This window comes from Pseudonocardia sediminis (genome assembly GCF_004217185.1).
Lineage (GTDB): Bacteria > Actinomycetota > Actinomycetes > Mycobacteriales > Pseudonocardiaceae > Pseudonocardia > Pseudonocardia sediminis.
Genome location: NZ_SHKL01000001.1, coordinates 6203370 through 6217626, shown reverse-complemented (window position 1 = coordinate 6217626; position 14257 = coordinate 6203370). Strand labels below are relative to the sequence as shown.

The window sequence follows — 14257 nt, the reverse complement described above, 5'->3', positions numbered from 1 at the left end:
CGTCACGTCATCGGCCAACCTAGTCACGTCGGACGCGCTGTCAACACATGCGTTGACCGTGGCCCGTTGCCGGGGTTAACGTCGGCTCGTGACCAAGGACGTGGACGTCGTCGTGATCGGGGCCGGCTTCGCCGGGCTGCGCGCGCTGCACACCCTGCGCGAGCAGGGGAAGAGCGTGGCCGTGCTCGAGGCCGGCGGCGGCGTCGGCGGTGTCTGGTACTGGAACCGCTACCCCGGCGCGCGCTGCGATGTGGAGAGCTACGACTACTCCTACGCGTTCAGCGAGGAGCTGGAGCAGGAGTGGCGCTGGACCGAGCGCTACGCCGCCCAGCCCGAGATCCTGCGCTACGCCGAGCACGTGGCCGACCGCTTCGACCTGCTGCGCGACGTCCACCTGCACCGCTGGATGTCCGACGCGACGTGGGATGACGCGGCCGGCCGCTGGACCGTGGAGGTCACCGTCGGGGAGGACGGGGGCTCCGAGACCTGGACCGGCGCGCACCTGATCATGGCCGTCGGCAACCTGTCGACGACGAAGGCGCCGCAGTGGCCCGGTCAGGACTCGTTCACCGGCCGGATCCTGCACTCCGCGCGCTGGCCGCACTCCGGAGTGGACCTCTCGGGGCAGCGCGTCGGGATCATCGGCACCGGCTCGTCCGGCATGCAGATGGTGCCGGTCGTGGCGAAGGAGGCCGACCACCTGTCGGTGTTCCAGCGGACCCCGAACTTCAGCATCGCCGCGGCCAACGAGCCGTTGACCGACGAGCGCGACGCCGAGGTCAAGGCGCACTACCGGGAGCGCCGCGAGGCCGCCCTGAACTCGCCGTCCGGCCTGGGGTTCAAGCCCAGCAAGCAGTCCGCGCTGGAAGCCACCCCGGACGAGCGCCGGGAGACCTACGAGAAGGCCTGGACCCGTCTCGGCTTCGGGTTCGTGCTCGCCTACTACGACCTCATCCTGGACGAGAAGGCGAACGAGACCGCGTCCGAGTTCATCCGCGACAAGATCGCGGAGAAGGTCGACGACCCGGCGACCCGGGAGAAGCTGACCCCGCGCGGGTTCCCGTTCGGTGCCAAGCGGCCGTCGGTGGACAGTGGGTACTTCGAGGCCTTCAACCGCGACGACGTGACGCTCGTCGACGTGAAGTCCGACCCGATCGAGGCGCTGACCCCGAACGGCGTCCGCCTCGCGAGCGGCACCGAGCACGAGCTCGACACGCTGGTGTTCGCGACGGGCTTCGACGCCATGACCGGCTCGCTGCTGCGCCCGGAGATCACCGGCCGCGACGGCCTCACCCTGCGCCGGGCCTGGAGCGAGGGCCCGAAGACCTTCCTCGGCCCGTTCGTGCACGGCTTCCCGAACTTCTACATCGTCGCCGGCCCGGGCAGCCCGTCGCTGCTGTCCAACGTCCTGCTCTCGATCGAGCAGCACGTCGACTGGCTGGCCGCGCTCCTCGCCCACGCCGAGTCCCGGGGCGCGACCCGGATCGAGGCCACCGCCGAGGCGCAGGCCCAGTGGGTCGAACACGTGAACGAGCGCGCCCGGGCGACGCTCTACCCGCGGGCCACGTCGTACTACAACGGCGACGAGGTCGAGGGGAAGCCGCGGGTGTTCATGCCCTACGTCGGCGGCGTGCGCGGCTACCGGCGGATCCTCGAGAAGGTCCGCGACGACGGCTACGAGGGCCTGACCCTCGACAAGGCGCCGGTCGGCGTCTCCTGATACCCCGGTCCGGCCCACCGTCGTGCCGGACCGGCCCACCTGGTCGTGCTCGCCGGGCGGCTCCGACCACGCTCGCCGTCCGGCGCCACGCACGGTGTCGACGGCGCGCGTGACGCCGGGGCGCGCGCGTGACCTCAGAGAAGCCGCGCGAGTTCGCAATGGTGACCGGATGTGTCGGTCGGGCCACCGGGCCCGGGGCGCCGGTGCAGGCTCGCGGGTGTGGAGATCGTGCCGGACCTGCGGACCCGGTCGGAGCTGCTCGCCTCGGGTGTCACCGACGCCGAGGTGCGCCGGCTGCGCCGACGCGGTGAGGTGACGACGTTGCGGCGCGGCGCGTACTGCCCCGCGACCGACGAGCGCCTCCGCGATCCCGACGCCCGCCACGTCCTCCGGGTCCGTGCGACGCTCCCGGCGCTGGCCGAGGGTTCGGTGGTCAGCCACATCTCGGCGGCCGCTCTGCACGGCCTCCCGACCTGGAACGTGGACCGGGACCGCGTGCACGTCACCCGGGACGCCGCCGGAGGCGGGCGGCGCTCGCCGACACTGCACGCGCACATCGCCCCGCTGGCGCCGGACGATGTCGTCACCGTGGACGGGATGGCGGTCACCTCGGTGGCGCGCACCGTCGTCGACATCGCTCGTGACCTCCCCTTCGAGGAGGCTGTCGTCGTCGCCGACGCCGCACTCGCGGCCGGCCTGGAGACGGCCCTTCCGGCCGCTGCTCTCGAACGTGCCGGTCGGTGGCGGGGAACTCCGGCGGCTCGGCGCGTGCTCGCCTTCGCCGACGGAGGTGGTCAGAGCGTCGGTGAGTCGCGCAGCCGGGTCGCGATCGCACGGGCGGGTCTGCCCGCCCCGGTGCTGCAGTGGACGGTCGTCGGGCCCGACGGCCGGTTCGTGGCGCGGACCGACTTCGCCTGGCCCGATCGGGGCGTGGTCGGCGAGTTTGACGGCCGGGTGAAGTACGGACGGCTGTTGCGCCCCGGCCAGGAAGCGGCCGACGTCGTCCACGACGAGAAGCTCCGCGAGGACGCGATCCGCGCGCAGGACCTGGCGAAGGTCCGCTGGTACTGGGCGGACCTGGCGGGGTTCGCCCGGACGGCCGCCCGCCTACGAGCCCGCCTCAACCTCTGACCGACCCCATGACGCGCGCCGTCCGGCACGACGCACCCCGTCGACGCCGCGCATGACGCCGAACGGCGCGCGCCGTCGGGGACGGCGCGCGCCATGGGTGGGGCGGGGGACGGGTGGGGTGGGTCAGGTCATGGAGCCCTTCGCCTTCTGCTCCTCCGCGTGGGCGGCGGTGAAGGCGTTGATCGCGTCCCACTGACGGGCCGCGAGGGGCTCGCGGACGCTGCGGGTCCAGGCCTCGTTGGCCAGGAGCCGGCGGTCGGTCCGCTTGAACTTCGGGATCACGTGGTTGGCGAACAGGTGGTAGTGGTGCTGGGTCTCCTCCCACGGCGCCCAGTTGTGGGCGAACATGAGGTAGGCGCCGAACCCGCCGTTGGACTGCTCCTCGAGACGCTCGATCTGCTGGATCGCGTCGTCGACGGTGCCGATGATGCCCATCCCGGACTCGATCACGAAGTCGATGCGCTCCTTCGTGGTCTCGCCCATCACGCCGAGCTGCGGCGCGGCCGCGGTGTGCTGCAGGTAGTCGAACCAGGCGTCGATGCCGTACGCGACATCGGAGATCGCCTGGTCCTTGGTGTCGGCGATGTGCATCGGACCGACCAGGCGCCAGCCGGAACGGTCGACGTTCTGGCCGAACTCCCTGGCCCGCTCCTCGACGACGTTCCAGTGCATGCCCAGGGCGTCGAAGCCGTCCTGGCTCATGGTGGCGCCGATCGAGATCATGCCCATGCCGTGCTTGCCGACCAGGCGCGGGCCCGAGGGCGACACGATGGCGGCGGTGGCGATCTCCGGGTGCGGCCACGAGTAGGCGTCCATCTGCAGGCGCGCCTCGTCGAGCTTGTAGCGGCCGGTGTCGATGGTGATCGGCTCGTCGCTGCGCAGGAGGTGCATCAGGACGTCGACGTCGGTCTCGAGCGCCTTGCGGGCGTCGGCGGGATCCAGGCCGATGCTCAGGGCGTCGGTGGCCAGCGCGCCCGGGCCGACGCCCAGCATCACGCGGCCGCGCGTCAGGTGGTCGAGCAGGATCAGGCGGTCCGCCACCATGTACGGGTTGTGGTACGGCAGCGACAGCACGCCGGAGCCGAGCTTGATGTTGCGGGTGACCTGGGCGACGTGGGCGATGAACAGCAGCGGGTCGCCGACGAGCTCGACGCCGCAGGAGTGGTGCTCACCGATCCAGGCCTCGTCGAAGCCCATCTTGTCGAGCATCTGTATGAGCTGGACGTCGCGCTCGAGTGACCAGGTCGGGTTCTGCCCGACCGGGACGTGGTGCGGGGGCAGGAAGATGCCGAAGCGCATCCGGGACATGGGGCTCCTTCGCCGACGGTCGGGAAATGTGATGGTCCGCACGTCGGGCCGAATTGTCAACGCTGGAGTTGACGAGCCACCGTTGACCGGTCCGCCCGCCGGGGCTAGCGTCAACACAACCGTTGAAAGGGGTGCGGAGTGGCGCCGCAGATCCACCCGCTTGTCGAGCTGATCCGCCGGTTCTCCGTGGACTGGCTGGGACGTGCCGACCCCGCGGTCTGCGCCGAGATCATGGATCCGGGCTACGAGATCCTCATCGGCGGGCACACGCTCGCCGGCCGCGACGACGAGTACGTCCCCGGCACCATGGCCCAGCTGAACCGCTTCCCCGGCCTGCTGCTGACCGCGCACACCGTGGTCACCGACGGCGAGCGCATCGCGGTCCGCTTCTCCGAGCACGGCCCCTCGGCCGCCGACGACATGGCCCCCGCGGCCTGGACCGGCATCGGCATCTTCGCGTGGGACGGCGAGAAGCTGACCCGCAACGCGACCGAGGAGGACTACCACTCCCGTCGCCGTCAGCTCGCCACGCGCACGCCGGACCCGGTCGACCACCCGGCCGTCGCCCCCTGGGCCGCGACCCCGCAGGAGGCCGACCCGGACGCCGAGAAGCTCGTCCGCGAGTGGCTCGACTCGGGCGACCTGGGCCGCTCCGGCACCGTGCGGCTCGACGACGGCTGGTGCGGCCAGGACACGCCCGCGCTGCTCGGCGACCCGCGGACCGAGGTCCGTGAGCTGTTCTCGGCCGGGCGTTCGGTCGCGTTCGCGCTCGACCAGTCCGGCCGCTACCTCGGTGGCCTGCCGGACACCGACGGGCGCGAGGGGACGACCGCCGCGCACAGCGCGATCGGGCTGGTGCACGTCGGCGACGGCGGCTCGATCACCGGGCACGTCGTGCGCGACCGGGTCGGCCTGCGACGGGCGGTGCGGGCATGAGCGACCGGACGCTGCGCGCCGGCGTCATCGGCGGCGGGACCATGGGGTTCGGCATCGCCTACGTGCTGGCCTCGTCCGGGCACGCGACGACCGTCGTCGAGACCGACGCCGAACGCCGGGCCGGGTTGCTCGCCCGACTGGAGAGCCGGGCCCAGGCCGGGGTGGACCGCGGACGGCTGGACCCGGACGCCGCCGACGCCCTGTCCGGCCTGGTCTCGATCGTCGGCACCGTCGAGGAGCTCCGGTCCGGCCTGGACGTGGTGATCGAGACCGTCCCGGAGCGCATGGATCTCAAGCGGCCGGTGCTCGCCGCGGCCGCCGAGCGGAAGCCGGCGCTGCTGGCGTCGAACACCAGCTCGGTGTCGATCGACGACCTGGCCGCGGAGCTGCCCGACCCGGAGCGCTTCTGCGGCATGCACTTCTTCAACCCGGTCTGGTCGATCGCGCTGGTCGAGATCGTGCGTGGGAAGGCCACCGGCGACGACACGATCGCCGCCGCGCGGGCCGTCGCGACCGCGATCGACAAGGAGTCGATCGTCGTGGCGAACGTGCCGGGCTTCGCGACCAGCCGGCTGGACTGCATCTCCGCGTTCGAGTCGATGCGGATGCTGGAGGAGGGCGTGGCCGACGCGGAGGACATCGACCGCGCGGCCGTGCTCGCCTACGGGCACCCGATCGGCCCGCTGCGCCTGTCCGACGTGGTCGGGCTCGACGTGCGGCTCGACATCGCCCGTCACCTGCAGAGCGTCTACGGCGAGCGCTACGCCCCGCCCGCCATCCTGGAACAGAAGGTCGCGGCGGGGGAGCTCGGACGCAAGTCGGGGCAGGGATTCTTCGAGTGGAAGGACTGACATGGGACAGGTCCGCGAGACCATGCTCGTCGAGAACGACGAGCGACGGGCGCTGCGCGAGGCCGTCGGCAAGCTGGTCGGCAGCTACGGGCGGTCCTACTTCCAGGACGTGACCCGCCGCGAGGTCCCGCCGGACGAGCTCTGGCGTGAGATGGGGCAGTCCGGATTCCTGGGCGTGCACCTGCCCGAGGAGTACGGCGGCGGCGGGGGCGGGCTCGTCGACCTCGCGCTGGTCATCGAGGAGACGGCCTCCCAGGGCTGCCCGATGTTCATGCTGGTCATCTCCCCGGCGATCGCCGGTTCGCTGCTCGCCGCGCACGCCACCGAGGAGATGAAGCGGGAGTGGCTGCCCGGGATCTGCGAGGGCACGAAGAAGGTCGCCTTCGCGATCACCGAGCCGGACGCCGGCACGAACACCCACAACATCACCACCACCGCGCACCGTTCCGAGGACGGCTGGAGGCTGCGCGGGCAGAAGTACTGGACGTCGGGCATCGACGAGGCCGACGCCGTGCTCGTCGTCGCCCGGGGGCCCGAGGCCGACGAGCGGGGCCGGCACAGGCTGTCGCTGTTCCTGGTCCCGACCGACTCGCCCGGCCTGTCGTTCCAGAAGATCGACGCCGCACTGCAGATCCCGGAGAACCAGTTCACCACGTTCTTCGACGACGTCCCGGTCTCGCGCGACATGCTGATCGGCGCCGAGGGCGACGGCCTCAAGCAGGTCTTCGCCGGCCTCAACCCGGAGCGGGTGACGGCGGCGGCGCAGGCCAACGGCATCGCCCGCTACGCCCTTGAGCGTGCGGCCACCTACGCGACCGAGCGCAGCGTGTGGAACGGGGCGCCGATCGGCTCGCACCAGGGCATCGCGCACCCGATGGCCAAGGCCTACATCGAGGTCCAGCTGGCCCGCCTGATGACCTACCACGCCGCCGAGCTCACCGACGCCGGCGCGGACGCGGGCGAGGCGTCGACGGTGGCCAAGTACGCCGCGGGCGAGGCCGTCGTCGCCGCGCTGGACCACGCCATCCAGACCCACGGCGGGAACGGGCTGTCCAACGAGTACGGCCTGTCCGATCTGTGGTTCACCGCGCGGATGTTCCGCACCGCACCGGTGAGCAAGGAGATGGTGCTCAACCACGTCGCCCAGCACAGCCTGGGCCTGCCCAAGAGCTACTAGGAGGGTCTCTCTCGTGTCCACGCTCGGCGGGATGCTCACCGACCTGGTCGCACTCGGCCCGGAGCGCCCGGCTCTGACCTGCGACGACGTGACCCTGTCGTTCGGCGAGCTGGACGCGCGGGCCAACCGTGTCGCGCACGCGCTGCGCCGGCACGGCCTGGTCCCCGGGGACCGGGTCGGGGTGCTCTCGCGCAACCGGCCCGAGTACGTCGAGCTGCTGTTCGGAGCGGCCCGCGCCGGTGTGGTGCTGGTCGGGCTGAACTGGCGGCTGGCGCCCCCGGAGATCGCGGCGGTCCTGGACAACGCCGGGCCCCGGCTGGTGCTGGCGGGTACGGCCGAGCAGGGGCTCGTCCCGGACGGCGTCGAGGTCGTCGACCTGGACACCGGGTACGAGAAGTGGATCGCCGACGAGCCGGCCACCTCACCCGACGTCCTGGTCGCGCCCGGTGACGTGGTGCTGCAGCTCTACAGCTCCGGCACCACCGGCGTCCCCAAGGGCGCCCGGCTCACCCACGCCAACCTGGCGTTCACCCCGCGGATGGGCCGCGAGTTCTACGCGATGGGCCCCGACTCGGTGAACCTCGTGCCGTCGCCGCAGTTCCACATCGGCGGCATCGGCTACGGGCTCACCACGCTGGGGCAGGGCGGGCACACGATCCTCGTCGCCGCCGTCGACCCGGCCGACATGCTGCGCCTGATCGAGCGCTACCGGGTGACGCACTCGTTCCTGGTCCCGTCCGTGGTGCAGATGCTGCTCTCCGCGCCCGAGATCGACCGGACCGACCTGTCCAGCCTCGAGCTGATCGCCTACGGCGGGGCACCGATGACCGAGGCCCTGCTGCGGCGGGCGATGGACCGCCTCGGCTGCGGGTTCCTCGGCGTCTACGGGATGACCGAGACAGCGGGCACCGTCGTCAGCCTCGCCCCCGGCGACCACGACCCGGGCGGGCCGCGCGCCGGTCTGCTGCGCTCGGTCGGCAAGGCCCTGCCCTGGCACGACGTCGCCGTGTTCGACCCGCTGACCGACGAGCCGAGCCCGCCCGGGCAGGTCGGCGAGATCCGCGTCCGGTCCGGGCAGAACATGGCCGGCTACTGGCGCCGCGACGACGAGACCGCGGCCACCCTGAGCGGCGACGGCTGGCTGCGCACCGGCGACGCCGCCTACACCGACGACGAGGGCTACCTGTTCCTGCACGACCGGATCAAGGACATGGTGATCTCCGGCGGGGAGAACGTGTACCCGGCCGAGGTGGAGAACGCGCTGGCCTCGCACCCGGGCGTCGCGGAGGTCGCGGTGATCGGCGTCCCGTCGCCGCGCTGGGGCGAGACGGTCAAGGCGCTCGTGGTCCGGAACCCCGGCGAGGACCCCTCCCCGGAGGAGCTCGTCGCGCACGCCCGCGAGCGTCTGGCCCGCTACAAGTGCCCCACCTCGGTGGACTTCGTCGACGAGCTGCCGCGCAACGCGTCGGGCAAGGTGCTCAAGAAGGTCCTGCGCGAGCCGTACTGGCCGGATGCCGCCCCCGTCCGATGATCCGGCGTCGGGGAGACTGACGGTCATGACCAGCGGGATCGGCAAGCGGCGCAAGTCCGCCCAGGACGAGGGCACGGCCGCCTACCAGGAGAAGCGGACCGAGATCGTCGCCGCGGCCGGGCAGCTGTTCAAGGACCACGGCTACGCGGGGACCTCGCTGGCCGACGTCGCCGAGGCCCTGTCGATGGACCGCGCGTCGCTGTACTACTACGTCGGCGGCAAGCAGGAGCTGTTCCAGGACGTCGTCGGCGGGGCGGTGGAGCGCAACGCGCTGTCGGCCGAGGAGATCGTGGCCGGGCCCGGCACGGCGCCGGAGAAGCTGCGGCGCCTGGTCGTCGAGCTGATGGTCTCCTACGCCGAGAGCTACCCGTTCCTCTACGTCTACATCCAGGAGCACCTGGGCGCGGTCTCGCCGGACCGCTCGGCCTGGGCGCAGCGGATGCGCGGGTACAACAAGCGCTACGAGAACGCCGTCGTCGCCGTCGTGCAGGCGGGGGTGGACGAGGGGACGTTCGCGGTCGGGACGCAGCCGTGGGTGATCGCCTACGGGATCATCGGCATGGTCGCCTGGAGTAACCGCTGGTACCGCCCGGAGGACACGGCCATCCCGGCGCGCGAGATCGGCGAGGCCTACGCGGACACGCTCCTGAACGGTCTGCAGGTGCGCTGAACGCGCTGTCCCGCAGCCGGGCCGACAGGTGCTCTGAGCACTGATGATCTCGCTCGGAGGGCTGCGTTCGACGGAAAGAACATGTTATGTTCTCGGCGCCCGAACGACGGCCCCGGACGCTGCTGTCCGGCGTCGGTGACGCCTGGAGGTGCGCTCACATGAGGATCACGGTCGATCCCGATCTGTGCGACGGTTTCGGACTCTGCGACGGCCACGCGCCCGACCTGTTCGACCTCGACGAGGACGGCTACGCCACCGAGAAGGGTGACGGCACCGTTCCCGAGGGCCAGGAGGCCGCCGCTCGGCGGGCCATCGCGGGATGCCCCGCACACGCCATCGTCGAGGCCGCGGGCTGAGGCCCGCCGCTCCCGTCCTTCCCCCACCACGGCTTCCAGGAGTGCAGCGTGGCACTTTCGGCAGACACCCACGACGGGTCGTCTCGGACCGGCAGTAAGCGGCGCAACTCCAAGCGCCGCATCCTGACCTCGACCTACATCGGCACGGTCATCGAGTGGTTCGACTTCTACATCTACGGGACCGCGGCGGCGATCGTCTTCAACGTCCTGTTCTTCCCCGAGGTCGACTCGCTGATCGGGACCCTGGCCGCGTTCGGCACGCTGGCCAGCGGCTTCCTGGCCCGCCCGATCGGCGGCATCATCGCCGGGCACTTCGGTGACCGGATCGGCCGCAAGAAGATGCTGGTCCTCTCGATCATCCTGATGGGATTCGGGACCGTCATCGTCGGTCTGCTGCCGACGTACGAGCAGATCGGCATCTGGGCCCCGATCCTGCTGGTCACCGCGCGCGTCATCCAGGGGCTGGCCGCCGGCGGCGAGTGGGGCGGTGGCGTCCTGATGGCCATCGAGCACTTCGACGACAGGCGGCGCGGCCTGTGGGGCAGCGTCGGCATGATGGGCGTGCCCACCGGCGTCACGCTGTCGACGGCGGTGTTCGCGCTGCTCTCGCTGCTGCCGCAGGAGGACCTGCTGAGCTGGGGCTGGCGCCTGCCGTTCCTGGCCTCGATCGTGCTGGTCGGGGTCGGTCTCTGGGTGCGCCTGGGGGTCGACGAGAGTCCGGTCTTCGAACGCGCTCGTCAGGAGCAGAAGACGAAACCGGCCAAGGCGCCGTTCATCGAGATCATGACCAAGGACTGGCGCAACGTCGTCGTCGGCGTGCTGCTGGTGATCGGGCCGTTCGCGGCCAGCGCCGTGTTCATCACGTTCGGCGCGTCCTACGGCACGCAGGTCGGGTTCTCCCGGGCCGAGGTGCTGACGGCGCAGAGCATCGCCAATGTCGTCGAGCTGATCGCGATGCCGCTGTTCGGCCTGCTCTCCGACCACATCGGACGGCGGAAGATCTACTACTGGGGCGGTGCCCTGCTCGGGATCAGCGCGTTCACGTTGTTCGCCGCGTTCGACAGCGGGTCGTGGGCGGTGCTGCTCGTCGCGTTCCTGTTCACCTACGTCGCGCACGGCATGATGTACGGCCCGATGGGCGCGTTCCTGGCCGAGCTGTTCACCACCGGCACCCGCTACACCGGCGCGTCGCTGGGCTACCAGGTCGCCGGCGCGATCGGTGGTGGCTTCGGCCCGCTGATCGCGACGTCGCTGCTGGTCGCGGCCGGTGGCGCCCCGAACTACACCTACGTCGCCGTGTTCATGCTCGTCGTCTGCCTGCTCAGCGCGGGCGCGGCGTGGTTCGCGCCGGAGATGAAGCAGCGCGCCCTGCGCGAGGCGTGACCGCGATGACCACGATGGAAGGACGGACATGACCGCACCCACCGAACGTCCGCGCGGGGGCAAGCACGTCGTCGCCCGCACCGACGAGATCCCGCCCGGGTCGCGCCGGATCGTGGAGCTGGACGGGCGGCAGATCGGGATCTTCAACATCGACGGCGAGTACGTCGCGTTCCTGCACCGCTGCCCGCACATGTCCGGGCCGCTGTGCGAGGGCGCGGTGATCGGGCTGGTGGAGTCGTCGGGTCCCGGTGACGTCCGGCTCGACGAGAGCCGCAAGTTCCTGACCTGCCCGCTGCACGGCTGGGAGTTCGACGTCCACACCGGTCAGTCCTACTTCGACCCGAAGCGGGTGAAGGCCAAGCGTTTCCCGGTCGAGGTCCGCAGTGGTGCCGACGTCGCCGCCGACGCCCCGGCCGCCGCCCCCGGCGCACCGGGCACCCCCGAGGCCGACACCGGCGCCGCCCCCGAGGCCGACGGGCGCGTCCCCGGCCCGTACACCGCGGAGACGTTCGAGGTCGTGGTGGAGCAGGACTACGTCGTGGTCAGCACCGGCCGTCCCCGCCGTAAGTGACCTGCTGCCGCTGACCTGCCGCAAGTGAGAGGAACCGAGTCGATGACCACCGCACTGCTCGAGAACACGACCCGCACGGCCCTGTGGTCCGGGTCCGTGATCGATGCCGACGTGCACGCGAACGTCCCCTCGCTGGAGACGCTGCAGAAGTACCAGGAGCGGGTCTGGGTGCAGTGGGCCCAGGAGCGCGGCTGGGCCGGCCCGTCCGGGCTCAAGATCGCCTACCCGCCGAACGCGCCCACCACGTCCCGTGACGAGTGGCGCCTCGACGACGGCCCGCCGGCGTCGGACCTGGGCGCGCTGCAGCGCCACATCCTGGACCCGTGGCAGGTCGAGAAGGCCGTCCTGAACTGCTACTACGCGATCGACTCGCTGCGCCACCCGGACTGGGCCGCCGCCCTGGCCCGCTCGGTGAACGACTGGCTGGTCGCGGAGTGGCTCGACCGCGACCCGCGCCTGGTCGGCTCGCTGGTCGTGCCCGCGCGCGACCCGCAGGCCGCCGCCGACGAGATCGACCGGATCGGCGGTCATCCCGGGTTCAAGCAGGTCATGCTGCCGGTCCGCTCGGAGACCCTCTACGGCCAGCGGATCTGGTGGCCGTTCTTCGACGCCGCGGTGCGCAACGACCTGGTCGTCGGCATGCACTGGGGCGGCACCCCGGACGGCTCGCCGTCGACCAGCGGGTTCCCGTCCTGGTACGTCGAGGAGTACGCCGCCGAGACCCAGGTCTACGCGGCGCAGGTCATCTCGATGATCGCCGAGGGCGTGCTGCGGAAGTTCCCGGAGCTGCGGATCTCGATGCTCGACTGCGGCTTCACCTGGATCCCCACCTGGGGATGGCGGATGAACAAGGAGTGGAAGGGTCTGCGCCGGGAGATCCCGTGGGTGGACCGCCCGCCGATGGACCTGGTGCGCGAGCACTTCCGGTTCTCCGTCGCCCCGATCGACTCGGGTCCGCCGGAGCACATGGCCAAGATCGTCGAGTGGCTCGGCACCGACGACCTGCTGATGTTCGGCACCGACTACCCGCACCGCCACGACGACGACATCGCCGAGTTCCTGCAGGTCCTGCCCGAGACCATGCGGGCCAACGTGATGTCCGAGACCGCGCGGCGCTGGTACCGGCTCTGACATGACCGCGACCCTCCCCGTCGTCGACCGCACGGCACGCCGGGCCGCCGTCGCGGGAGGGGTCGGCAGCGTCGTCGAGTGGTATGACTACGGCCTCTACGGGATCGCCGCGGCGCTCTACATCCGGCCACTGTTCTTCTCCGGCGCCTCCGAGCTCACCGGCACGCTGCTCAGCCTGGCCACGTTCGCGGTCGGGTTCGTGGCGCGCCCGGTCGGCGGAATCGTGCTCGGCTGGGCCGGCGACCGCTGGGGACGGCGGCCGGTGCTGCTGTTCACCGTCCTCCTGATGGGGATCGCGACGACGCTGATGGGCGTCCTGCCCACCGCCGCGACGGCCGGGGTGCTCGCCCCCGTCCTGCTGGTGGCCCTGCGCCTGGTGCAGGGCTTCGGCGCGGGGGCGGAGCTGGCCGGGGCGTTCGTCTACGTCACCGAGAGCGCGCCGCCGCGGCGTCAGGCGTTCCTGGCGTCGTTCTCCAGCGCGGCGACGTCGGTGGGCCTGCTGCTGTCGACGGCGGTGTTCGCGGTGCTCGAAGTCGTCCTGCCCGAGGGCGACATGCTCGCCTACGGCTGGCGGATCCCGTTCCTGCTCAGCGCCGTCGTGGTGATCGCGGCGCTCGTCGCGCGATCACGGATCGAGGAGTCGGCGGCGTTCCGGGCCTCGTCCGGTGTCGCGGCCCAGGACCTCGCGGCCTCGGATGTCACGGTCTCGGACCTCCCGGGGGAGGTCGATCGCGGTGGCGCACGGTCCTGGGCCGCAGGTCTCCTGGCACCGACGGCGGTGGGCGTCGGCGGGTACGTGACGTCGGTCTACGCGATCAGCTACGTGACGTCGGCGCAGGACGTGTCCGCGGGCGTCGCGCTGCTCGGGGTGCTGCTGCTGGCCGCGGTCTCGGCCGTGACCTGCGTGGGGTTCGGTGCGCTGTCGGACCGGATCGGCAGCGCCCGGGTGTTCCTGGGCGGCACGGTGTTCCTGGCCGTGTTCGCGTTCCCGTTCTTCGCGCTCCTGCAGACCGGCGACCCGGTGCTGGTCGTGGTCGCGCTGGTCGTCAACTACGCGATCGGCTGGGCGGCGTGCGCGGGGGCGCAGGGCAAGTTCCTGGCCGGGCTGTTCGGCACCCGTCGCCGTTTCGCCGGGGTGGCCACGACCCGCGAGCTCAACAGCGCGTTCCTGGCCGGCCCGGCCCCGTTCGTCGCCGCCGCCCTCACCGGTGCCGTCGGCGGGAGCCCCTGGCCGGTCGCGGTGATGGTGATCGCCGCCGCCGTCCTCACCGCGATCGGCGCGGCCCTGGGCCGCCACGACGGCGTCCCCCGCCCACCGTCCTGACCGCCGTCGCCGGACCGACCCGTGCGCGGAAATCGTCGCCCTGGCGATGATTTCCACTCACGAGGCGGGCTGGCGACGCCTCGACACCCGGGCAGCCCTACGGCCCGTTCCAACCTGTCCATGATCGTCAGATGTAGACAGTTCCGGGCCACTAGTGGCCCGAAGGTT

The 14257-nt window shown here is 71.7% G+C and carries 13 protein-coding genes; 12 read left to right on the top strand and 1 reads right to left on the bottom strand.

All coding sequences use genetic code 11. From position 1 onward, the window contains the following. Window positions 1–88: 88 nt before the first annotated feature. Both EV383_RS29080 and EV383_RS29075 read left to right on the top strand, forming a co-directional pair. Entirely contained in the window at window positions 89–1720 is a 1632-nt protein-coding gene (locus EV383_RS29080) for a flavin-containing monooxygenase (RefSeq protein ID WP_130293120.1), read from the top strand. Window positions 1721–1939: 219 nt separating this feature from the next. Further along, a complete protein-coding gene (locus EV383_RS29075; protein ID WP_207223693.1) occupies window positions 1940–2851 on the top strand; it encodes a type IV toxin-antitoxin system AbiEi family antitoxin domain-containing protein in 912 nt (303 codons plus the stop codon). Window positions 2852–2974: 123 nt separating this feature from the next. Here EV383_RS29075 and EV383_RS29070 read toward each other — a convergent pair whose 3' ends face one another. Further along, window positions 2975–4159 (bottom strand): LLM class flavin-dependent oxidoreductase, encoded by a 1185-nt coding sequence (locus EV383_RS29070; protein ID WP_130293118.1) that lies wholly within the window; start codon window positions 4157–4159, stop codon window positions 2975–2977. 138 nt (window positions 4160–4297) lie between these two features. Between EV383_RS29070 and EV383_RS29065 the strand changes: the two genes are divergently transcribed. The 10 genes from EV383_RS29065 to EV383_RS29020 all read left to right on the top strand — a co-directional run bounded on the left by EV383_RS29065 (window position 4298) and on the right by EV383_RS29020 (window position 14089). Continuing rightward, window positions 4298–5095 carry a nuclear transport factor 2 family protein gene (locus EV383_RS29065; RefSeq protein WP_130293116.1) on the top strand — a complete coding sequence of 266 codons (798 nt, stop codon included), beginning with the start codon at window positions 4298–4300 and terminating at the stop codon, window positions 5093–5095. Further along, on the top strand, window positions 5092–5946 hold the full coding sequence (locus tag EV383_RS29060; protein WP_130293114.1) for a 3-hydroxyacyl-CoA dehydrogenase family protein: 855 nt from the start codon (window positions 5092–5094) through the stop codon (window positions 5944–5946). Before EV383_RS29065 ends, EV383_RS29060 begins: the two co-directional genes overlap by 4 nt. A gap of 1 nt (window position 5947) precedes the next feature. Beyond that, entirely contained in the window at window positions 5948–7123 is a 1176-nt protein-coding gene (locus EV383_RS29055) for an acyl-CoA dehydrogenase family protein (RefSeq protein WP_207223692.1), read from the top strand. Window positions 7124–7136: 13 nt separating this feature from the next. Continuing rightward, window positions 7137–8654 carry a long-chain-fatty-acid--CoA ligase gene (locus EV383_RS29050; protein WP_207223691.1) on the top strand — a complete coding sequence of 506 codons (1518 nt, stop codon included), beginning with the start codon at window positions 7137–7139 and terminating at the stop codon, window positions 8652–8654. A 25-nt stretch (window positions 8655–8679) separates the two neighbouring features. Then, window positions 8680–9324, top strand: coding sequence for a TetR/AcrR family transcriptional regulator (locus tag EV383_RS29045; RefSeq protein WP_165438542.1), 645 nt, complete (start codon window positions 8680–8682; stop codon window positions 9322–9324). 158 nt (window positions 9325–9482) lie between these two features. Continuing rightward, entirely contained in the window at window positions 9483–9680 is a 198-nt protein-coding gene (locus EV383_RS29040; RefSeq protein WP_130293110.1) for a ferredoxin, read from the top strand. Between the two features lie 48 nt (window positions 9681–9728). After that, the gene (locus tag EV383_RS29035; RefSeq protein ID WP_130293108.1) at window positions 9729–11063 is read left to right on the top strand and encodes an MFS transporter; all 1335 of its coding nucleotides are present in this window, start codon (window positions 9729–9731) and stop codon (window positions 11061–11063) included. A 28-nt stretch (window positions 11064–11091) separates the two neighbouring features. Next, window positions 11092–11634 carry a Rieske (2Fe-2S) protein gene (locus tag EV383_RS29030; protein ID WP_130293106.1) on the top strand — a complete coding sequence of 181 codons (543 nt, stop codon included), beginning with the start codon at window positions 11092–11094 and terminating at the stop codon, window positions 11632–11634. Window positions 11635–11676: 42 nt separating this feature from the next. Continuing rightward, the gene (locus tag EV383_RS29025; protein ID WP_130293104.1) at window positions 11677–12765 is read left to right on the top strand and encodes an amidohydrolase family protein; all 1089 of its coding nucleotides are present in this window, start codon (window positions 11677–11679) and stop codon (window positions 12763–12765) included. Window position 12766: 1 nt separating this feature from the next. Then, window positions 12767–14089 (top strand): MFS transporter, encoded by a 1323-nt coding sequence (locus EV383_RS29020; RefSeq protein ID WP_130293102.1) that lies wholly within the window; start codon window positions 12767–12769, stop codon window positions 14087–14089. Window positions 14090–14257 lie beyond the last annotated feature (168 nt).